Below are 19,580 nucleotides of genomic sequence, written 5' to 3' on the forward strand. Positions count from 1 at the left end.
CTAGCTTCCCGCATAAGGATGGGTCGAGCCGAACGGGTGCGCGAGGAACACATCGAGCCCGTGAACCGTGGTGCCGAAGGTGATCAGCAGGAACCCGCCGGCCAGGGAAAAATTCTTCAGGAAATCCCAGAACAGATCGCGCCCCTTGCTTTCGCCCGCGCGCCAGAAATCGCCCGGCGCCCAGAAGCGCTTGAACAGCACCGCGGTCGCCATACAGTACAGTGCGAGGATCAGGGCGGCGAACCGATCCGCCGTGCCTGTCAGTATTCCGATCGACATCACGATCTCGATGAACAATCCCGTCAGAATCGAAAAAACGGCAAGGATCGGGACGGTGAACAATTCCTGCGCCTGCCCGACCGCACCCCGGAAATTCAGCAGTTTGTCGAGCGCGCTGAACGGGAAGAACAGCACCACCAGCAAATAGCGAACACCCAACGTCACCAGCATGATCCACCCCATCGCGCACGCGCAGGGCCAGATATGGTCACCGCGATCAGGCCGGACAACCCGTCCAATAACCTACCGTTCGTCCAGCCAGGGCGGCACCGGCAGGCTCTTGCCCTTCAGGAATTCAGGATTGAACAGTTTCGACTGATAGCGCGAGGCGCCGTCGCACAGGATCGTGACCACGGTATGTCCAGGCCCGAGATCGCGCGCCACCCGGAGCGCCGCCGCTACATTGATGCCTGTCGAACCGCCGACCGAGAGCCCTTCGTGGGTCATCAGGTCGAATACCTGTTCCACCGCCTCGGCGTCGGCGATTCGCACCGCATCGTCGATCGGCGCGCCGTCAAGATTGGCGGTGACGCGCGACTGGCCGATCCCCTCGGTGATTGACGAGCCGTTCGGCGTGAGATCGCCCGACTTGATCCAACCGTAAAGTCCGCTGCCCTCGGGGTCCGCCAGCACAATCCGCACGTCCGGCTTGTGCGACTTCAGCGCCATTGCCACTCCGGCCAGCGTGCCGCCGGTGCCACAGGAACAGGTGAACGCATCCACATGCCCTCCGGTCTGGGACCAGATTTCCGCCCCGGTGGTCAGGCGATGCCCTTCCCGATTGGCGACATTGTCGAACTGATTGGCCCAGAACCCGCCGGTCTCCTCGGCGATCCGCCGTGACACATGCACGTAATTGCCCGGATCGCGATAGGGTTTCGCCGGCACCAGGCGCAGATCGGCGCCGATCATCCGCAGGAAGTCGATTTTCTCGCGGCTCTGGGTGTCCGGCATGACGATCACGCAGCGATAACCGCGTGCATTGGCGACCAGCGTAAGGCCGATGCCGGTATTGCCCGCCGTGCCCTCGACGATCGTCCCGCCCGGCTTGAGCAGGCCGCGCGCCTCGGCATCCTCGATGATGGCGAGTGCGGCGCGATCCTTCACCGACCCGCCGGGGTTCATGAACTCCGCCTTGCCCAGAATGGTGCAGCCGGTCGCCTCGGAGGCGCGCCGCAAGCGGATCAGCGGCGTATGGCCGATCGCGCCGATCAGGCCGTCCGCGATCGTGGTGGATTGAAGTGCGGTCACGCGCATCCCCTCGTTGTTGATCCTGTCTTGCATCACGCGCCTGTCTCGGCCAACCTCTGTCAATGGGATAGCGATCCCGGTGATGGAGGACGATATGGTCGAAGATGTAGCGCCGAAACAGGTCTGGGAAGCCCTGATGAGCAATCCCGACGCGGTGCTCTGCGACGTGCGGACCACGGCGGAGTGGAATTTCGTCGGCATGCCCGATCTGTCGCAGGCGGGCAAACAGACGGTACCGATCCAGTGGCAGGTGTTTCCGACCATGCAGCCGAACCCGCAATTCCTCGACCAGTTGCAACAGGCGGGGATCGGGCCGAATCACCACATCTATTTCATGTGCCGCACCGGCGGACGCAGCCTGGCTGCCGCGCGCGCCGCGAAAGAGGCCGGGTTCAAGCATGTCTACAACATCAAGGATGGGTTCGAGGGCCCGCACGACCAGCGCGGCCATCGCGGCCATGTCGCCGGCTGGAAGCATGACGGGCTGCCCTGGGCGCAGAAATAGCCACGCGCGGCATGATCGTCTGATGTGCGCCGACCAACCTGGAACATAGGCCATCGGACCTGCCATTGATCCCGGATGACCGACGCCCCGCCCGTCGATTTCATCCATCGCAACAGTCCAGCCTTCCGCCGGGTCAACCTCGCGATGTTCGCCGCCGGCTTCGCGACCTTCGCGCTGATGTATTGCGTACAGCCGCTTCTTCCGGTGTTCGCGCGGGACTTCCGGGTAAGCCCGATCGGTGCCAGCCTCGCGCTGTCGCTGACCACCTTCACCCTGGCCGCAGCACTTCTGGTCGCCAGCGCGCTGTCGGAAGCCTGGGGCCGCAAGCGCATCATGGCGGGGTCGATCATCGGCGCGGCGCTGCTGACCATCGCATCCGCCGCCATCCCGCATTGGGGCCTGTTTCTCGCGTTTCGTGCGGCGATCGGCCTCGTGCTGTCCGGCCTGCCGGCGGTTGCCATGGCCTATCTCGCCGAGGAAATGCATCCAGGATCAATGGGGCTCGCCATGGGACTCTATGTCGGCGGCAGCGGCTTCGGCGGCATGGCGGGGCGGCTGATGACCGGAATTCTGGCCGATGCCGTCGGCTGGCGCTGGGCGACCGTCGCGATCGGCGCCATCGGCCTTGCGTCGGGACTGATATTCGCCGCGCGCCTGCCGCCGTCGCGGCATTTCACCCGCCGCCCGCTCGTGCTTGGCGGGCTCGCCCGAACCTATCTTGCCCATCTCGCCGACCCGGCGCTGCGCCTGCTGTTCGCCGAGGCGTTCCTGATCATGGGAGCTTTCGTCACCGTCTATAACTACATCACCTTCCGGCTGATGGGTCCGCCCTTCGGTTTATCCCAGACATCGGTGGGGCTGATCTTCTCGGTTTATCTGGTCGGTGTCGCGAGTTCGGCCTGGATGGGCGATCTCGCAGGAAGGCTTGGCCGTGCCCGTGTGCTGCCGGCGGGAATCGGCATCGAATTACTGGGCGCGCTGCTCACCCTGTCGTCATCGCTGCCGGTCATCGTGCTCGGGATCGCGCTGGTCACCTTCGGTTTCTTCGCCAGCCATTCGGTGGCGAGTTCCTGGGTGGGATCGCAGGCGCGCGGCACGCGCGCCCAGGCCGCCGCACTCTATCTGTTCCTCTATTACCTCGGCTCCAGCGTGATGGGCTCAATCGGCGGCATCGCCTGGAGCCACACCGGCTGGGGTGGCGTGGTCGCGATGATCGCGCTGATGCTGTTCATTGGGCTTGCGATCGCGCGGCATCTGGCGATCTTGCCATCGCGCCCGGCGGAGGTCATGTAGCGAGCATGTCGATTCTACGAACAGGCCCGGCCGCCGTGGAGCATCCGTAATGGACGGCGGCACGGAACAGCGCCACATCACCATTCACACCAAAGCGGATTTCGCACCGATGCGTGCGGCGGGCGCGCTGGCGGCCGACGTGCTCGACATGATTGGTGCGCATGTCCGCTCCGGCATCACCACCGGCGAGATCGACGCGATCTGTCATGACTATATCATCGCGCGCGGCGCAATCCCCGCCCCGCTGAATTATCGCGGCTTTCCGAAATCGACCTGTATTTCCATCAACCACGTCGTCTGCCACGGCATTCCCGGCGCCCGCGCGTTGATGGACGGCGACGTGCTCAATATCGATATCACCGTCATTCTCAATGGCTGGCATGGCGATTCCAGCCGCATGTATGTCGCCGGCACGGCCTCGACCAAGGCGCGGCGGCTGATCGATGTCACCTACCAATCGCTGATGCGCGGCATCGCCGCGGCGAAACCAGGGGCACATTTCGGCGATATCGGCCATGCGATCCAGGTCTATGTGGAAAGCCAGCGTTTCTCCGTGGTGCGCGATTTCTGCGGCCACGGCATCGGGCGGCGTTTCCACGAACCGCCCAACGTGCTGCATTTCGGCCGCCCTGGCGACGGACCGCTGCTCAAGCCCGGCATGTTCTTCACCATCGAGCCGATGGTGAACGCCGGCCGCCCCGAGGTGAAAATCCTCGACGACGGCTGGACCGCGGTGACCCGCGATCGCAGCCTGTCCGCCCAGTTCGAACACATGGTCGGCATCACCGAGACCGGCTGCGAAATATTTACTCTCGGCGCGAACGAGGCCAAACCCGCCTGACCTGCTTCCCAAAGCCTACGGGCTATGACAATCTAGACGTGTGTCAAAACGTCTATACACGACAAAGTCTTCATCCGATGAATTGCTGTTGTCTCCGGCGGCGGACGAAATCGATACGCCGGAAGTGCATGGCGCCGCCGGCCATCGTTCGCGCCTTCGCGCGCGGCTGCTGAAGGCCGGGCCGGACTCCCTGGCCGATCATGAAGTGCTGGAAATGATGCTGTTCCTCGCTTTGCCCCGGCGGGACACCAAGCCGATCGCTCGTGCCCTGGTGACCAAATTCGGCTCCTACGCCCAGGCGATCGCCGCCCCGATCGCCGAACTGCTCGCCGTCGAGGGGTTGGGTGAAGCCGGCGCCGCCGCGCTGAAAATCGTCCAGGCCGCCGCGCTCCGCCTGGTCCGCGCCGAGGTGATCTACCGGCCGATCCTGAACCATTGGGACCGGCTGATCGAATACCTGACCGCCGTGCTTGCGCGCGAACGGGTGGAGCAGGCGCGCGTGTTGTTCCTCGACCACCGCAACCGGCTGATCGCTGACGAGGTGCAATCGCAGGGCACGATCAACCACACGCCGGTCTATCCGCGCGAACTGCTCAAGCGCGCGCTCGATCACCATGCCACAGCGATCATCCTGGTGCACAACCATCCCAGCGGCGACCCCACGCCCTCGCAGGAGGACATCGCGATGACCCGCGAGATCAAGCAGGCGGCCGCCGCACTTTCGATCGTGCTGCACGACCACGTGATCATCGGCAACGGCAAATGGGTCAGCCTCAAGCGCCTTGGATTGCTATGAACCCCAGCCAGTCAGAACCGCCATGTGCAAGGGTACACGCAGCTTCCCATCATCCGGTGCCAGCGCCGCCAGTGCGGCGGGAAACAACGCGCGCGGCGGAATCCGCCGGGATCGCGCGATCGTCGCGTTGGTCTCACCCGCAGCCTGAAGATCGCGCAGGAGCGCCAGCGGTTCGGCATACTCGACGTCGATCACCTCGCGTTCCGCGACCGGAAGCGCGAATCCCGCGCGCTGCATCAGCCCCGCGCAATCGGCGAGATCGGGAAACGGCGACACCCGTGGCGAGGCGCCGCCGGTGAGCGCTTCCTCCGCCTTGATCAGCGCCGCGCGCAAATCGCCGAGCGTGCCAAGCAGCGGCAGGCTGGCGAGAAACAACCCTTCCGGTTTCAGGGTCCGCCGCAACTGGATCAGCGCACCCGGCAAATCGTTCACCCAGTGCAGCGACAGATGCGCGACGATGAGGTCGAAACTGGCGGCGCCGAAAGGCAGGAATTCCGCGTCCGCCGCCACGGCGAACCCGCCGGCCTGCCTTGCCATACGAGGCGAAAGATCGGCCGAGACCACCGCGACCCCGCGCGCCGCCAGCAGCGTCGCGACCGCGCCGCGGCCACCGAGATCGAGTGCCGTGGCAAATTTCCGGGCCGTGTCATCCAGCCGGTCGAGCACGCGCGCGGCAAGATCGTCCAGTACCGGGCGCACCCGGTCGAGCTGGTTCGCCGCCCGATCGCGATGGGCGCGCACGGCGGCGCGTTCGAAAATCAGCATGTCGTTCATCGCCGTGCTTGTGACGCGATCCGAGCCACCGGAAAACCCCTGCGCTGGCAGACTGGGCTCGTGCTGAAATCCCTCGCCCGCGCCACGCTCGACATTCTGCTCCCGGCGCATTGCCTCGCTTGCACCGAGCCGGTGACAGGTGACGGTCAGCTTTGCGCCGCCTGTTTCGCCGAGGCCGATTTCATCACCGCCCCGTTCTGTGGCCAATGCGGCCTGCCGCTCGCCGAACCCGCCCCGCTCTGTACCGCGTGCGACTGGGACCCGCCGGCCTTTCGCGCCGCCCGCGCGGCATTGCGCTACGGCCCGGCGGCGAAGCGTCTGATTTTGCCGTTCAAATACACTGATCGGCCGGAGGCCGCATCCGGCCTTGCCCGCCTGCTGCTGCGACCCGGCGCCGATCTGCTCGCCCGCGCCGACTGGCTGGTTCCGGTGCCGCTGCATCGCCGCCGGCTCGCCGCACGTGGCTACAACCAGGCCGGCCAGCTCGCCCGCGCGCTCGGCGGGCTCACCAAAAAGCCGGTCCTCATCGACGCGCTCGCCCGCATCCGCGCGACCCGTCCACTCGCCGAGCTAGACCAACACGACCGGGAAGCCGCGCTCAAGGGCGCGATCGCGGTCCGCCGGCATCGAACCGCGCAGATCGCCGGCCGCACCATCCTGCTGATCGACGACGTGCTGACCTCGGGCGCCACCGCCTCGTCCTGCGCCACCACGCTCCATGAAGCCGGCGCCGGAGCGGTCGATGTGCTTGCCCTGGCGCGCGTGGCAGATATTCAGGAAACGTAAATACTCTTGCGATATCATCCGTCTCGCGTATGTGAACGGCTGGAGACATCGCATGCCGAATATCGAAATCTACACCCAGCCTTTCTGCTCCTATTGCAGCCTTGCCGTCCGCCTGCTGCGCGACAAGGGCATCGCCTTCACCGAGATCGACGCGCCCTACGGCTCGGCGGCGCGGCGCGAAGCGATCGAGCGCTCCGGCGGCCGCACCACCGTCCCGCAAATCTTCATCGATGACGCGGCGATCGGCGGCTGCGACGACCTGGTCGCGCTGGAGCGCGGCGGGAAGCTCGATTCGCTGCTCGCCGCATGATTCATTATCAGCTCCGATGCGCATCCGGTCATGAGTTCGACGGCTGGTTCAAGACCAGCGCCAGTTTCGACCGGCAGGCCGCGCGCGGCATGCTCGAATGTCCGCGCTGCGGCATGAACGAGGTATCGCGCGCGCTGATGGCGCCGCGGATCGGCGGCAAGAGCCACGAACCGATCGCACCTGCCGCCCAGAAGGCTGCGGAACTGGAACCGGCGGCAACCGAGCAGAAATCCGGCACCGCCGTCGCGGGCCGGATGCCGGACGAATTGCGCGCCATGCTCGCCCGGCTCCGCACCGAGGTGGAGGCGCGCTGCGACTATGTCGGCGGCGATTTCGCGACCGAAGCGCGGCGCATCCATGACGGCTCGGCACCCAAACGCGGCATCTATGGCGAAGCGAGCGAGGCCGATGCCGAGTCGCTGGCCGAAGACGGGATCGACGTCGCCCGCATCCCCTGGGTTCCGCGCGCCGATAGCTGATCCCGCCCCAACCCAAGAGACCTCGTGATGCTCGATACGAAACCGGCTTTGTTCGAACTCGACGGCGTGCGGCCCGAGATTCATAAAACCGCCTGGGTCGCCCCCGGCGCCGTCGTGATCGGCGCGGTCAGCGTCGCCGAGGGTGCGAATATCTGGTTCAACTGCACCTTGCGGGCCGACACCAACACGATCGCCATCGGTGCGCGCACCAACATCCAGGACGGCACGGTGATCCACGTCAATGCGGGCGCCGAATTCGCGGCCCGGATCGGCGCGGATGTCACCGTGGGCCATGCCGCCATCGTCCATGCCTGCACCCTGCACGACCGCGCCTTCGTCGCCATGGGCGCGATCGTGCTCGACGGCGCGGTGATCGAGGAAGGTGGGATGCTCGCCGCCCATTCCACCCTGCAGCCGGGCAAGCGGATCGGCCGCAACGAACTGTGGATGGGCACGCCCGCCAGGCTGATGCGCGTGATGAGCGATGCGGAACGCGCACTGCACGACCAGATCGCGCCGCACTACGCCGCCCAGGCCGTCCGGTTCAGGCAAGGGCTGAAAGCTTTGTGATCGGCCCTCGCCATCGGAGGCTCACATCCTATGTAAAGGCCGGAGGGTCGCCATGCGCCGCCTGATGATCGTTCCCCTGCTGTCGCTCGCCCTCGCCGGCTGCGGGCTCGAAACCCCCTCGCCCTCCACCGGCTATCTGCCCGCCGACACGTTCGGCAACCGGATCATCGGCGAGGACCCGGCGATCGCCGCTACCGACGCGGCGACCGATGCCTTCGCCCATCCCGGAGCGATGCAGGGACGGCCAGCGAAAATGGCGCTCGCCGTCGCCTCGCTCGACGCGATGGCCGGCCAGTTCGCCACCGGCGGGCGCTGGTTGGGCATGAATTCGCTCGCGAAACAGCAAATGCTCGCCGCGCGCGGCCGGGTCCGGCGCATCCTCGGCATCGCCCCCGGCACGCCCTCGCAAACGGTGATCGACGCGATGGTCGGCGCCGCCCATCAGCTCCGGCACGGCAATCGTCCCGGCGCGCTGGAAGCGCTGGCCAGCCCTGGGTTCACTTTCCCGCCGGCGCACACCCTTGCCGTCCTCGCGCATTTCCCGCCGGTGCCACTCGCCAATCAGGCGACGATGTTCGCCAGCCGGTACCTGTTCCCCGGCGGTAGCGGATTGCCGCCGTTCAGCCGATAGAGCAAAATGGCTTTAAGCGGAAATCGCGAAGCGATCCGCAAGGCCATGAAATTGCTCGCCCAAACAAAGAGTAGGCGTGATCGACTGAAAGGCATCACGCTCTGGATTTCTTGGCCGGCTCGAACCGATACGGACTCGCACTGGTGGTCGAAACATCGAGCGCCAGCCGATGCGCCAGGGGCGGAAACGCGCGCGAGCGGCATTCCTGACGCTCGCACAGCCGGCACGTCAGCCCGATCCCCACCGCCGCGCGCTCGATATCGATCCCGTCGGCATACACGATTTCGGACGCGCGGGTGATGTCGCAGCCCATCGCCACCACGCGGGTCGCCGGCGGCTCGCCCCAATGCGCTGGCGCGGCGGTAATGCTGCGCGCGAAACACAGATAGGTCGCGCCATCCGGCAATTGCGCCACCTGAACCCGCACCGTGCCCGGTGTCGCGAACGCGGAATGCACCACCCAGCGCGGGCAATTGCCGCCGAACCGGGCGAACGGAAACCCCGCCGCCGAAAACCGCTTCGAGACATTTCCCGCCGGATCGATCCTCAGAAAGAAGAACGGCACGCCCCGCGCGCCGGAGCGCTGCAAAGTGGATAGCCGGTGGCACGCCTGCTCGTAGGAAACCCCGAACCGCATCGCGAGATGCTCGACATCGTGGCGCAGCGATGCCGCCGCGTCGAGAAACGGCGCATAGGGCATCAGCACGGCCCCTGCGAAATAGTTGATCAGGCCGATGCGCAGCAATTCCCCGGCATCCCGCGTGGTCATCGCCGCCCGCTTGACGATCGGTTCGACCAGATCGCGGGCCTCCAGCAAGCCGAGCTGAAACGCCATCTGGAATCCCCGGCTTTCGCGCGGCAAGGTTTCCGACAGCCGCAAATGCCGGGACGCCGGATCGTAAATGCGCAGCGCGCCGGGCAGCGGCGTCACCGACACGACGAGCCCATGCTTGTGGCGCAGCCGTTCCGCCAGCGCATGGTTCATCCCCAGCGCCGCCGCCGGCAGCTCGGCCCCCATCGCCTCGGCGGCGGCCTCGATCTCGGGGAAATGATTGGCGTGCTCGTGGAAAAAATCCCGCACCTCCTCGTTCGGCAGCAGGATTTTCCGCCCCGAGGGCAGGGTGATCCCACCGGTTTCCTCCCGCGCTGCCTGAAAGCCCCGGTAGAGCGCCAGCACGGCGCGCGCCGCGGCCGGCGCCGAGGCGGCCAGGATCTGCGCCTCCGAATCCGGCACGGGTTCGGCGCCGAGCAGCGGATCGGCGAAGGTTTCGCGCAGCGCCTGTTCCAGTTGCCGCTCGTCCGAACCGGACAGCGACGCGAGATCGACCTGCAGCGTCTCGGTCAGCTTGATCAGCAACGCCGCGGTCACGCCGCGCTGATCGTGCTCGATCAGGTTGAGATACGAGGTCGAGATTCCCAGCCTTGCGGCGAGCTTTTGCTGAGTCAGGCCCTGTTCCTGGCGCAGGCGGCGAACGATCCGGCCGATCAAGGGTTTGGACATGGAACACTTGCCTCGGAGCCTTGGAGGAATTTTTCAAAGTTTACACATTGAAAAACTTTACAGTCAATATCGCCACGGGTTTCGCCATTTCATGCCAAGAATCCGCGTGACATTCGCAGTTGCAGCGTAAATATTTGACCCACTTCAGTCACGCCAAAAACCAACCCGTTACCACGCAGGCTTGCCTCTATCGCGCTGCATCAGGAGAGACCCATGGCACCGTTCCCGACCCCGACCCGTTCCCCCGACGGCCTGCCCGGCGGCATGTCCGTCGCGCCGGATCGGTTCGCCGGCATCAAGCGCGATTATACCCCGGCCGATGTCGAAAAGCTCGCGGGCAATTTCCGGGTCCGGCACACTCTGGCCGAAATGGGCGCCAACCGGCTGTGGAACCTGCTCAAGACCGAGCCCTATGTGAACACGCTCGGCGCACTCACCGGCAATCAGGCGATGCAGCAGGTCAAGGCCGGACTGAAGGCGATCTATCTCTCCGGCTGGCAGGTCGCCGCCGACGCCAACATCTCGGGCGAGATGTATCCCGACCAGTCGCTGTATCCGGTGAACTCGGTGCCGATGGTGGTCAGGCGGATCAATTCCGCGCTGCGCCGCGCCGATCAGATTTCCCGCATGGAGGGCGACACCAAGACCTACTGGATGGCGCCGATCATTGCCGATGCCGAGGCCGGATTCGGCGGCGCGCTGAACGCCTACGAGCTGATGAAGGCGATGATCGAGGCTGGCGCCGCCGGCGTGCATTTCGAGGACCAACTCGCGTCGGAGAAAAAATGCGGCCATCTCGGCGGCAAGGTTCTGGTGCCGATTTCCCAGCACATCCGCACCCTGAACGCCGCCCGCCTCGCCGCCGATGTCGAAGGCGTGCCGACCGTGCTGCTCTGCCGCACTGACAGCCACGCCGCGCAGTTGCTCACCGCCGATGTCGATGAGCGCGACCGCCCGTTCATCACCGGCGAGCGCACGCCGGAAGGCTTCTACCGGATCAAGCCGGGTCTCGGCGTCGAATACGCGATCGCCCGCAGCCTCGCCTACGCGCCCTATGCCGATCTGCTCTGGTGGGAAACCTCCGAGCCGAATCTGGACGAGGCGCGCCAGTTCGCCGAGGCGATCCACAAGCAGTTCCCCGGCAAGATGCTCGCCTATAACTGCTCGCCCAGCTTCAACTGGAAAAAGAAGCTCAGCCCGGAAAAGATCGCGTCCTTCCAGCAGGAAATCGGCGCGATGGGCTACAAGTTCCAGTTCGTCACCCTGGCCGGCTTCCATTCGCTGAACTATTCGATGTTCCAGCTCGCGAAGGGCTATTCGGAGCGCGGCATGGCGGCCTATTCGGAGCTTCAGCAGGCGGAATTCGCCGCCGAGCCGCAAGGCTACACCGCCACGCGCCATCAGCGCGAGGTCGGCACCTCCTATTTCGACGCGGTGTCGATGGCGGTTTCCTCCGGCCAGGCTTCGACCACGGCGATGGCCGGCAGCACCGAAACCGAACAGTTCCACGATAACGACGATGGCACCGCTCCCGGCCCCGGCCACGACGACGGGCTGGTCCACCATCATCGCTGGGCGGTCAGCGCCCCGGATCGGTGATCGGTTAACTTTTTTCCCCGCGGTATCGGCACCCCGCCGATACCGATCCTGTCAACTGACCCCGGAGTTTTGCTCCGGGGTATTTTTTGGTGATCACTGTCGCCACCACTCCACTCTTCGCCCGCGATCAGTCGCCTTCAGTTACCTCTTGTTCGATGGCGGTCAGACAGGCCAGCAACTCCGGCAGCGCCGTCTGCACGGTTTCCCAGACAACATCGAGGTTGATATCGAAATAGCCGTGCGCGATACGATTGCGCATCCCGCGCATATTGCGCCACGGCACTCCAGGGTATCGCTCGGCGGTCTCGGGGTACCGATCCATCATCTTTGTTGCGGCCTCGCCAAGAATGACGATGCTCATGATGACGACCTGTTGCGTGCGCTTGTCGGCAAGAAACTGGTCCTTGCTCAGACCAGCGACAAAACCGCACACATCGGACGCCGCTTGGCGCATGTGGCGGAGATAATCGCCGACACGGCTCCCGCTCATACGGGAGATGCCTCCGCAAGCACGATCTCCCGAATCCGCGGCGGCAGATCGCCCGGCGTCAGCAAATCGACCGGAACGCCAAGCAGGTCTTCCAATTCGGCTTGCAGGCCGCCCAGATCGAACAAGGTTGCTCCCGGCAGCGCATCCACCAGCAGATCGAGGTCGCTGTCTTCATGGTCGGTGCCATGCAGCACCGAGCCGAAGACGCGCGGGTTTGCGGCGCGAAAGCGGCTCGCAGCCTCGCTCACGGCGGCGCGTTTGTGATGAAGGGCGATCGACGGTTTCATGAGTGCCGATATACCATAATTCCCGTGTTCCCGACCTCAACCTTCCAGCAATTGTTCCACCAGGGCGTCGATTTTCGTGGCGACGCCGGAGGCGACCAGCGCATCGCGGATGGCACGGCGCTGGGTGGTGAAATAGGCGCTTTCCGCCAGTTCGACCCTGGCCGCGATGCTCTCCGCCTCGACGGCCGCCGCCGCGAGGGCGCGGTGCAGGGCAATTTTGCGATCGTATTCCGGGATACGCAATTCCCAGACCAGATTGTCGAAATCCCGCGCGCCGCCCTGGCCTTTCGACTGCATATCAGTAATTCGCCTGCGCGCCGCTTCCGAATTGATGATCGCGCAGAGATATTGCCCCTCAGCGCGCGAACGCAGCGCTGTCCAGTAGGCTTTATGCTCCACCAAGTATTCAGGATTTTCGACAATAGTTGCACTTGGTAAGGTGCCGGACGCAGCATAAACCACCCGCAATCCGGTGTTCGGCAGTTGCAGCGACAATCCTCGCACATGATCCAAGCGCTGCCGCAGCGTCATTTTCGGCTTGCCGGCGCCGTCCTTCCGCGCGTTCGCGTCCCACGCCGCCTCGGTCTGGCGCAGCCAGCGCGCCAGATGGATATGCCCGTAGGCGGCGGCGTCCTTGGCGTCCAGAACCTTCAGCCCATCGGCCGGAATAACCGCCAGCGGCGTGCGCAGCAGCCGGAACGGCGCCAGGCTTTCGCCGAGCAGCACATGGCGCAGAAACTGGTTTTCCACCGGCCCGCGCGGCGGGGTCAGCGTGTTCCACGGCGCCTTGTCCAGCGCGCCGGCCAGTCCCTCGACCACCGGCGCGGCCTCGTTCACACCCAACCGGCCGGCCTCCGCGCGTTCGACGAAAAAGAACCGGCGCGGCACGATGGTCGCTCCCTGCCGGAATCGCGCCCGATAAGCCGAAACGCCGGCAAGCGTCGGCATCGGCGGCCAGACATCCCGCCGCGCGACAAGCGTCTTGTCCGCCTCGGCCTCGGTCGCGTCGCGCCGGTTCAGCACGCCGGCATAGCGGGTGACCTGGGCGGGTAACCCCACGGCATCCGCGCGGGTGCCGATGATCACCGAAGCCGGCACCGGAAACAGCGGTTTGACCCGCTCGTCGAAGCTCCAGGCCTCGGTGATCCGCAGCGATCCGTTGGTGCCGAAATCGCCCGCGCGCAGCCCGGCATAGGCCGGCCGGTTCAGCGCGGCATAGGGCAGCACGAAGCCGATCCGCCCGCCCGGCTTCAGATAAAGCTCCACCGCGCGCGCCATGAACAGCGCCGACAGATCCTGCTGGGTCGCCAGCACGCCGCCGACCCAGAGATTCCGTTTTTTACAGGCCTCGCGAACCTGTTTCATCATGCCCGCGCTCATGAACCGGAACGCGACCCAGGGCGGATTGCCGAGCACCACATCGGCGCGCTGCTTCGGCTTTGACAGCCATAACGGCCGTTGCAGATTGCGGATCACATAGGGCCAGATGCCGTCCCGCCCGTCATCGTACAGCGATTTGAGATGGGCATAGGTATCGCGCAGAGTCTCGGCGTCTTGCGCGGTCACGCCCGCGATGTGCCGGAGCTGCCGATATACCGTCGCCGGCGCCTCGGCATGGGCCAGGCCATCGGTCAGGGCCTGCAAGGCAGGCTCGAACCGCGCCTGTTCCTCGGCGAAGCCGCCCGGAATCGTCAGCGGCTTCGCGTTCGGCACCGCGACGCGAACCTCCTGCGCATCGCCCAGATCGACCACGTTCCATTGCAGCGCATCGCCGAGATAGACCGGCACGGTGATCAGATCGCGCGCCCCGCCGAGGGCCGGGCCGAGCGCGAGCAGCCAGGTCACGCGGGCGAAAATCACCGCGACCGGGTGGACATCCATGCCATGCACCTGCGCGCAGGCGGCGCGCAGCGCATCCCGCCTGCCCCACCCCGCCGCCTCGGCGGCGCCGAGCAGCGCCCGCACCGCGTGAAACAGGAACGTGCCCGAACCGCAGGCCGGGTCCAGCACGCGCTGGGTGAGCGGCGCAGTGACGACGGCGCGGGTCAGCTTCGCCGCCAGCCAGTCCGGCGTGTAGTATTCGCCGAGATCGTGGCGCTGCGCCGGGTCGATCAGGCTTTCGTAGAGCGCCTTCAGCACGTCGGTCTGCGCACTCTGCAACCGGAACCGGCGGATTTCGCCCACCATGCGCGCGACCAGATCCCGGCCGCGCTGATCGAGCAGAATCCAGTCGAAAAAATCGCTTTCGACCGCGCCATGGATACCGGCCTCCGCCAGGGCTGAACCGGACAAAATCGCCTCCGGCCCGGTGGCGGGAAGCTCGAAAATCGCCGCCGCGATGGTTTTGGCGATGATGGTCAGATAGGTGTGCTGAAGGAACAGCCCGTCATCGCCGATCGGCGTGCCATAGACCTCGCGCAGCAGCCCGTCCCATAGCTGGCGCTTCAGCGCCACCTCGGGATGCCCGGCGAAATCCTGCCAGAGCGCCGCCAGCACCCGCCGGGCATGGCCGAACACCATGCTGTCGCGGCCCAGGGCGCGCTGCATCGAGAGCGGTTCCGCCGGCAGATCGTCGCGCGCGCCGAGTGCCGGTTCCAGCCATGCCAGCAGGGCCGGCCCCTGATCGGCCCTGGTGACGTGGCGGCTGATTTCGGCCAGCGCTCCGTTGGTCCATTCATAGGCGATGAACGTCGCGCCGTCGGTCGCGATGCCGAGAAATTTCCGTTCGGTCTGACGCTCCCGCTCGGCGAGATAGTCGGGCAGCTTGCGTTCGACATCGCCCAGTTCCTGGCGCAGGTCGCGCTTGAATTCGAACACCGTGCCGGCGAACATCGTGTCGATCCGGCCATGCACGCGCGGCAGCCGCACTTCATGGTCGATCTCGCTCCAGGCGATGCCGAAGCCGTTGCGCAATATGTCCCCGATCAGGGTGCGCACCGCCTCGTGCCCAGGCCGGGCGGCAAGGCGGGTCATGATTTCGGGCAGATTATCGCGGCGCCATTGGTTCGACATTGCCGTCTGCCCTACACGCCGGCGCGCGAATCGGCTAGGGTGGCGTCATGAGCCGTTCCAGCCATCGCGATCAGCCGGATATGTTCGCCTCGCTTGACGACGAATCCCGGCCCGCGCGCTACGTTTATGAAGACTACATGCTGGAGATCCGCCGCCCGCAATTGCAGGCGCAGTTGAAGCAGGTGCGGGAGGCAAAAATCTTCCCCTGGAAGAACCTGACCGACGCGCTGCTGGCCGAGGAAACCTTCAACGGCATGGCGTTCAATTTCCCGCCCGAGGAGGGCCGCGCCGCGATGATCGCCTATGCCAAGGAAATCAGCCGGCTCTATGCCCTGATCGAGGAACCCTGGACGCCGATGATCTATTCCTGCCCAGGACGCTGGCTCTGATCCCTCCTCGCGACTAACGGACCGCATTGGGCCGCAAGCTCGCCTCCAGCCGTTCCATGCTGTGCTGACTGATGGTCAGCAGCCCGGCGCGCGGCGTATCCAGCTCCGCGATCAGGCCGAGAACGATCGCCAGGATCACCGGCAGCGCGGCAAGGGTCGCGCGATACCGGCCCCGCAGCAGCAGCCCGGTGAAGAAGCTGGCCCCCGCCGTCACCGTGATCAGCACGACCCACACCGTTCCCGGCAGGCGGTTGTGCCGGGCCGCGTCGCGCTCCGCTTCGAGATCGATCGTCTGGTTGAGCGAACGGATGAAACTGCCGGTGATCGCGTTCGGTGCCACCGCTGACGCCTGTTCCGCGATGCGCCAGAGTGCGACCTGCAGCCGCGCGGCCGAGGCTTCGGCGGCGGCGATTTCGTGACGATCCTCGGCCGCCCCGAAATAGGCCAGCCGCGCCGTCACATAACGCCGCAGCAAAGGCCGCGCCGCATCGCGCAGATCGGGCGCGAGCAGGCCGGCGCGCAGATAGGTCGTGCCGATCGCGTTGGCTTCGTCGACCACCAGCGAGCGCCTCTGCTCGTAGCGCGACAATGCCATGCTGAAGCTGAATCCCAGCATCAGCCCTGCAAGGCCGAGCACGGCGCCCTGCACCGGCCCAAGCGGTGTTTCCGACCCGGCATCGTCGGCGGCCAGACGCTGGCCGAGCCAGGTGGCGAACCCGAGCAGAACGGCCATGATCAGGGCGAGCAGCGGCGGATGATCGATAACGATGCGCATCCGCACAGTGTGCAATGCCGAATCGAACGGCGCAACCGCCCGGCGCCATCAGAATTGCTCTAACGCAGCGCCGCCAGACCGGCGGTAACCGCCTTGCGCATCAATGTCGGCATCGGCGTATCGACGGGAGCGGCGGTCAAACCGCGCGGCAGAACAACGACCGAGGCCGCCATCACCCGAAGCGAAAGCTCGAAATGGGTGAATACGTGGCGGATCGTGCCGGCATCGCGCCAGTCGGTCGCGGCAATTGGCGGTTCGGTCTCGGGCATTGCGCTCTCCCAGTCCGTTCCGGGCAATTCGAACATGCCGCCGAGCAGCCCCTTGGGTGGCCGGCGGCGCAACCCGATCATTCCCACCGAGTCGCGGAGCAGGAAGACCGTGCCGAACCGCACCGGCCGCACGGCTTTTTTCTCCTTGCGCGGCAACTCCTCCGCGATGCCGCGCCGATGCGCGCTACAAGCGTCACGCCACGGGCAGATCATGCACGATGGATTGCGCGGCGTGCAGATTGTCGCGCCCAGATCGAACAGCGCCTGGGCGAAATCGCTCGGCGCGCGCCGCGCCGCGGCCTGCTCGCCCAATCGCGCGGCCGCGGCCGCGATTGTCGGCTTCGCCTTCGGTAACGATGCCTCGATCGCGAATATCCGCGCCGCCACCCGCTCGACATTGCCATCCACCGGCACCACCGGACGATCGAAAGCGATCGCGCCGATCGCCGCCGCCGTGTACCCCCCGATACCCGGCAACGCCCGCAATGCCTCGATCGTTTCGGGAAATCCGCCCATCCCGGCGACCACGCGGGCGCAGGCGATCAGGTTCCTGGCGCGGGCATAGTAGCCGAGCCCGGCCCAGAGCCCGAGCACATCGTCTTCCGGTGCCTGCGCCAAAGCCGCGACCGTCGGAAACCGCTCGATGAACCGGCGGAAATACGGTATCACCGCGCCTACCGTGGTCTGCTGCAGCATGATCTCGCTGAGCCAGACACGGTAGGGATCGGCGCGCACGCCCGGTGCTGCGCGCCAGGGCAGCTCGCGCCGATGGGCGCGATACCAGCGGAGCAGAAGTGCTGAGGATGGCGGATCAAGGCTCACGGAAACGCTCAGTGACGGCAAAAGCCCCGCCTGTCGAGCCGGCGCGGCACTATGCGCCGCGCGGCATCGCCGCGCTGATCGCGCCGGTGCTGCGCCCCGCTTTGCGCCGCCGGGGCGCCGCGCTCGCGACATTGCTTGAAGACTGGCCGGCGGTCGTCGGTCCCGGCATCGCGGCGCGCAGCCTGCCGGTGAAATGCGCCGCCGGCACGCTCACCATCGGCTGCGCCGGCCCCGACGCGCTGGAATTTCAGCACATGGCGCCGGCCCTGATCGCGCGGATCAATCTCGCCTTGGGCGGCCAGATCGTCGCGCGGCTGCGCTTCGTCAGCCTGCCCGCCGCCGATCGCGTGAAGCCGGGCCGGTCAGAAATCGGACGCGATCAGCTCGGCGCCGCTCTCGTCGCTCCGGTGGATGCCGCCGCCCTGCCGGACGGACCGATCGGCGATGCCCTGGCGCGGCTGGCGCGCGGCCTTCGCACGCGCCGGAGTTCCGGCCTTGGATAGGCCATGCGCGATCACCGCCTCGGTCAGCAGAACGCGCACCCGCTCCGCCGCGGCATGAACCGCGGCGGTTTTCAGCGTGTCCTGATCGGTCAGCGCCATCAGATCGGCATAGGCGACGCCCAGCGGCGCCCGGTCGAGCCCGGCGCGGCGCAGGAATCCCTCCAGTGACAATTTCGAATCGCGGCGCAGATAATGCACCAGCGAGGCTTCGTTCGGCGCGAACAGAAACACCCTGAGCCAGCGCGTATGCAGCGCGAAGGCGCCGAGCATGGTTCGCGGCGGTCCCTTGATCGGCCGGCCGGCGCCGCCGGCGAGCCAGGACGACAGCGCGGCTTCCGGCATCGGCCGGGCGATCCCGAAGCCCTGCACCATCGGCGCACCCATGATGCGCAGCGCATCGAGCATGTCGAGCGTCTCGACGCCTTCGACGCAGAGCTTCATGCCAAGCTCCTGCGCCATCGTGACGAAAGCGGCGAGGAAGACGAGGTCATTCGGGTTCTGCGCGACATCGGCAAGAAACGCCTTGTCGATCTTGAGGTAATCGACCGGCAGGCGCTGCACCCGCTTGAGGGTCGAGAACTCGACCCCGAGATCGTCGATCGCGATCGCCACGCCGGCGCGGCGCAGGATCTCCAGTTCGTGGCGCGCCATTCCGAGATCGGGAAATTCATGGCTTTCGAGCAGTTCGACGATTAACCGTCCGGGCAAGATCGAGCCTGCCGCCAGCGCCGCCTCGATCGTCGCCGACACCGAACCGCGCGACAGAACCTCGGCATCGACATTGATCGACAGGCTGAGCGCGGGTGCGACCGCCGCGAGGTGTCGCAAATAGGCGATGCCCCGGCGCAGCACGCTCTGGAACAAAATCTCCCGGTCCTCGGCGGTTAGTTGGGGGAGAAAGGCGTCCGGCTGGATCAGCCGGTCGCCGTCGCGCAGCCGGGCCAGCGCCTCGATCGCGATCACCTCGCCGCGGCGCACCGCGATGATCGGCTGATAATGCACCTCGATACGATCTTCGGCCACCAGGGCACGATAACGAGATCGCGCGACGTTACTCCCCATCATCGACCGGCGCCGATCGGCTGACATGTCAAGCGAATGCCCACTTGTCGGCGCCTAATGCCGAATCCCAATGGCAAACCCCTGTTCGCCAACCTCATTGCAAGATGCGACGGATCACGACGACAAGGGCTGAATCAATTTCATTCAGAGAGATCCCGCATAACCCCAGTCCAGCACAACGAGACATGAGCACACCAATGCACTTATCGACGGAGAATTCTTGAAAAATCACATAGTACCCCGAGTCGCTCATAGTGCGGGGTATAGCCGCTTCAGTTTGATGCGGGCGTTTGCGGTGGTGAAGTGCCAGTTGGCCTTGACGTGATCCCTATTGCGGGTGCGCTCCCATGCGGCGA

Annotated in this window: 21 protein-coding genes and 1 pseudogene; 12 read left to right on the plus strand and 10 right to left on the minus strand. The window is 65.9% G+C overall.

Annotation, left to right across the window (positions count from 1 at the left end; genetic code table 11):
• A complete protein-coding gene (locus tag L2A60_RS14635) occupies positions 1-450 on the minus strand; it encodes a DoxX family membrane protein (protein ID WP_235705199.1) in 450 nt (149 codons plus the stop codon).
• Positions 451-522: 72 nt separating this feature from the next.
• On the minus strand, positions 523-1,536 hold the full coding sequence (locus L2A60_RS14640) for a cysteine synthase A (protein WP_235705218.1): 1,014 nt from the start codon (positions 1,534-1,536) through the stop codon (positions 523-525).
• Between the two features lie 88 nt (positions 1,537-1,624).
• Between L2A60_RS14640 and L2A60_RS14645 the strand changes: the two genes are divergently transcribed.
• The 4 genes from L2A60_RS14645 to radC all read left to right on the plus strand — a co-directional run bounded on the left by L2A60_RS14645 (position 1,625) and on the right by radC (position 4,965).
• Positions 1,625-2,035: a rhodanese-like domain-containing protein gene (locus L2A60_RS14645; RefSeq protein WP_235705200.1), complete on the plus strand. Its 411-nt coding sequence runs from the start codon at positions 1,625-1,627 to the stop codon at positions 2,033-2,035.
• 75 nt (positions 2,036-2,110) lie between these two features.
• Entirely contained in the window at positions 2,111-3,328 is a 1,218-nt protein-coding gene (locus L2A60_RS14650; protein ID WP_235705201.1) for an MFS transporter, read from the plus strand.
• Between the two features lie 49 nt (positions 3,329-3,377).
• Positions 3,378-4,169, plus strand: a complete 792-nt coding sequence (map, locus tag L2A60_RS14655) for a type I methionyl aminopeptidase (protein ID WP_235705202.1) — start codon at positions 3,378-3,380, stop codon at positions 4,167-4,169.
• Positions 4,170-4,251: 82 nt separating this feature from the next.
• The gene (gene radC, locus L2A60_RS14660) at positions 4,252-4,965 is read left to right on the plus strand and encodes a RadC family protein (RefSeq protein WP_235705203.1); all 714 of its coding nucleotides are present in this window, start codon (positions 4,252-4,254) and stop codon (positions 4,963-4,965) included.
• Here radC and L2A60_RS14665 read toward each other — a convergent pair.
• Positions 4,960-5,739 carry a methyltransferase domain-containing protein gene (locus L2A60_RS14665; RefSeq protein WP_235705204.1) on the minus strand — a complete coding sequence of 260 codons (780 nt, stop codon included), beginning with the start codon at positions 5,737-5,739 and terminating at the stop codon, positions 4,960-4,962. The genes radC and L2A60_RS14665 overlap by 6 nt on opposite strands.
• Before the next feature lie 60 nt (positions 5,740-5,799).
• Here L2A60_RS14665 and L2A60_RS14670 point away from each other — a divergent pair, with 60 nt between their 5' ends.
• Genes L2A60_RS14670 through L2A60_RS14690 form a run of 5 tightly spaced genes read left to right on the plus strand, consistent with a single transcriptional unit; the run spans position 5,800 to position 8,515 of the window.
• Positions 5,800-6,525: a ComF family protein gene (locus L2A60_RS14670; RefSeq protein WP_235705205.1), complete on the plus strand. Its 726-nt coding sequence runs from the start codon at positions 5,800-5,802 to the stop codon at positions 6,523-6,525.
• A 52-nt stretch (positions 6,526-6,577) separates the two neighbouring features.
• A complete protein-coding gene (gene grxC / locus L2A60_RS14675; protein ID WP_235705206.1) occupies positions 6,578-6,835 on the plus strand; it encodes a glutaredoxin 3 in 258 nt (85 codons plus the stop codon).
• Positions 6,832-7,314 carry a DUF1178 family protein gene (locus L2A60_RS14680; protein WP_235705207.1) on the plus strand — a complete coding sequence of 161 codons (483 nt, stop codon included), beginning with the start codon at positions 6,832-6,834 and terminating at the stop codon, positions 7,312-7,314. Before grxC ends, L2A60_RS14680 begins: the two co-directional genes overlap by 4 nt.
• Positions 7,315-7,341: 27 nt before the next feature.
• Positions 7,342-7,884 (plus strand): gamma carbonic anhydrase family protein, encoded by a 543-nt coding sequence (locus tag L2A60_RS14685; RefSeq protein WP_235705208.1) that lies wholly within the window; start codon positions 7,342-7,344, stop codon positions 7,882-7,884.
• 52 nt (positions 7,885-7,936) lie between these two features.
• Positions 7,937-8,515, plus strand: a complete 579-nt coding sequence (locus L2A60_RS14690; protein WP_235705209.1) for a hypothetical protein — start codon at positions 7,937-7,939, stop codon at positions 8,513-8,515.
• Between the two features lie 94 nt (positions 8,516-8,609).
• Here the strand turns inward: L2A60_RS14690 and L2A60_RS14695 are convergent, their stop codons facing one another.
• The gene (locus L2A60_RS14695; protein ID WP_235705210.1) at positions 8,610-10,016 is read right to left on the minus strand and encodes a helix-turn-helix domain-containing protein; all 1,407 of its coding nucleotides are present in this window, start codon (positions 10,014-10,016) and stop codon (positions 8,610-8,612) included.
• A gap of 213 nt (positions 10,017-10,229) precedes the next feature.
• On the opposite strand from L2A60_RS14695, the gene aceA reads away from it, so the two are divergent.
• Entirely contained in the window at positions 10,230-11,615 is a 1,386-nt protein-coding gene (aceA, locus tag L2A60_RS14700) for an isocitrate lyase (protein WP_456237173.1), read from the plus strand.
• Between the two features lie 127 nt (positions 11,616-11,742).
• On the opposite strand, the gene L2A60_RS14705 is transcribed toward aceA, so the two are convergent.
• Genes L2A60_RS14705 through L2A60_RS14715 form a run of 3 tightly spaced genes read right to left on the minus strand, consistent with a single transcriptional unit; the run spans position 11,743 to position 15,365 of the window.
• Entirely contained in the window at positions 11,743-12,105 is a 363-nt protein-coding gene (locus tag L2A60_RS14705) for a HepT-like ribonuclease domain-containing protein (protein WP_235705211.1), read from the minus strand.
• A complete protein-coding gene (locus tag L2A60_RS14710; RefSeq protein ID WP_235705212.1) occupies positions 12,102-12,392 on the minus strand; it encodes a nucleotidyltransferase family protein in 291 nt (96 codons plus the stop codon). Before L2A60_RS14710 ends, L2A60_RS14705 begins: the two co-directional genes overlap by 4 nt.
• A gap of 36 nt (positions 12,393-12,428) precedes the next feature.
• Positions 12,429-15,365: an N-6 DNA methylase gene (locus L2A60_RS14715; RefSeq protein WP_235705213.1), complete on the minus strand. Its 2,937-nt coding sequence runs from the start codon at positions 15,363-15,365 to the stop codon at positions 12,429-12,431.
• A gap of 86 nt (positions 15,366-15,451) precedes the next feature.
• Here L2A60_RS14715 and L2A60_RS14720 point away from each other — a divergent pair, with 86 nt between their 5' ends.
• Positions 15,452-15,793, plus strand: coding sequence for a hypothetical protein (locus tag L2A60_RS14720; RefSeq protein ID WP_235705214.1), 342 nt, complete (start codon positions 15,452-15,454; stop codon positions 15,791-15,793).
• A gap of 13 nt (positions 15,794-15,806) precedes the next feature.
• Here the strand turns inward: L2A60_RS14720 and L2A60_RS14725 are convergent, their stop codons facing one another.
• Together L2A60_RS14725 and mutY are read right to left on the minus strand one after the other, a co-directional pair.
• Positions 15,807-16,568, minus strand: coding sequence for a bestrophin-like domain (locus L2A60_RS14725; RefSeq protein WP_235705215.1), 762 nt, complete (start codon positions 16,566-16,568; stop codon positions 15,807-15,809).
• Between the two features lie 59 nt (positions 16,569-16,627).
• On the minus strand, positions 16,628-17,659 hold the full coding sequence (gene mutY, locus L2A60_RS14730) for an A/G-specific adenine glycosylase (RefSeq protein ID WP_235705216.1): 1,032 nt from the start codon (positions 17,657-17,659) through the stop codon (positions 16,628-16,630).
• 11 nt (positions 17,660-17,670) lie between these two features.
• On the opposite strand from mutY, the gene L2A60_RS14735 reads away from it, so the two are divergent.
• Positions 17,671-18,162, plus strand: coding sequence for a DUF721 domain-containing protein (locus L2A60_RS14735; protein WP_235705217.1), 492 nt, complete (start codon positions 17,671-17,673; stop codon positions 18,160-18,162).
• 354 nt (positions 18,163-18,516) lie between these two features.
• Here L2A60_RS14735 and L2A60_RS14740 read toward each other — a convergent pair.
• Positions 18,517-19,251 (minus strand): annotated as a pseudogene (locus tag L2A60_RS14740) (EAL domain-containing protein); the annotation flags it as partial.
• Between the last annotated feature and the right edge of the window lie 329 nt (positions 19,252-19,580).

It is taken from the genome of Acidiphilium iwatense (assembly GCF_021556475.1).
Classification (GTDB): Bacteria; Pseudomonadota; Alphaproteobacteria; order Acetobacterales; family Acetobacteraceae; genus Acidiphilium; species Acidiphilium iwatense.

Coding starts and splice junctions, on each gene's coding strand:
- L2A60_RS14635 (WP_235705199.1), bottom strand. CDS start 450: ATGCTGGTGACGTTGGGTGTTCGCTATTTGCTGGTGGTGCTGTTCTTC.
- L2A60_RS14640 (WP_235705218.1), bottom strand. CDS start 1,536: ATGCGCGTGACCGCACTTCAATCCACCACGATCGCGGACGGCCTGATC.
- L2A60_RS14645 (WP_235705200.1), top strand. CDS start 1,625: ATGGTCGAAGATGTAGCGCCGAAACAGGTCTGGGAAGCCCTGATGAGC.
- L2A60_RS14650 (WP_235705201.1), top strand. CDS start 2,111: ATGACCGACGCCCCGCCCGTCGATTTCATCCATCGCAACAGTCCAGCC.
- map (WP_235705202.1), top strand. CDS start 3,378: ATGGACGGCGGCACGGAACAGCGCCACATCACCATTCACACCAAAGCG.
- L2A60_RS14665 (WP_235705204.1), bottom strand. CDS start 5,739: ATGAACGACATGCTGATTTTCGAACGCGCCGCCGTGCGCGCCCATCGC.
- grxC (WP_235705206.1), top strand. CDS start 6,578: ATGCCGAATATCGAAATCTACACCCAGCCTTTCTGCTCCTATTGCAGC.
- L2A60_RS14680 (WP_235705207.1), top strand. CDS start 6,832: ATGATTCATTATCAGCTCCGATGCGCATCCGGTCATGAGTTCGACGGC.
- L2A60_RS14685 (WP_235705208.1), top strand. CDS start 7,342: ATGCTCGATACGAAACCGGCTTTGTTCGAACTCGACGGCGTGCGGCCC.
- L2A60_RS14690 (WP_235705209.1), top strand. CDS start 7,937: ATGCGCCGCCTGATGATCGTTCCCCTGCTGTCGCTCGCCCTCGCCGGC.
- L2A60_RS14695 (WP_235705210.1), bottom strand. CDS start 10,016: ATGTCCAAACCCTTGATCGGCCGGATCGTTCGCCGCCTGCGCCAGGAA.
- aceA (WP_456237173.1), top strand. CDS start 10,230: ATGGCACCGTTCCCGACCCCGACCCGTTCCCCCGACGGCCTGCCCGGC.
- L2A60_RS14705 (WP_235705211.1), bottom strand. CDS start 12,105: ATGAGCGGGAGCCGTGTCGGCGATTATCTCCGCCACATGCGCCAAGCG.
- L2A60_RS14710 (WP_235705212.1), bottom strand. CDS start 12,392: ATGAAACCGTCGATCGCCCTTCATCACAAACGCGCCGCCGTGAGCGAG.
- L2A60_RS14715 (WP_235705213.1), bottom strand. CDS start 15,365: ATGACCCGCCTTGCCGCCCGGCCTGGGCACGAGGCGGTGCGCACCCTG.
- L2A60_RS14720 (WP_235705214.1), top strand. CDS start 15,452: ATGAGCCGTTCCAGCCATCGCGATCAGCCGGATATGTTCGCCTCGCTT.
- L2A60_RS14725 (WP_235705215.1), bottom strand. CDS start 16,568: ATGCGCATCGTTATCGATCATCCGCCGCTGCTCGCCCTGATCATGGCC.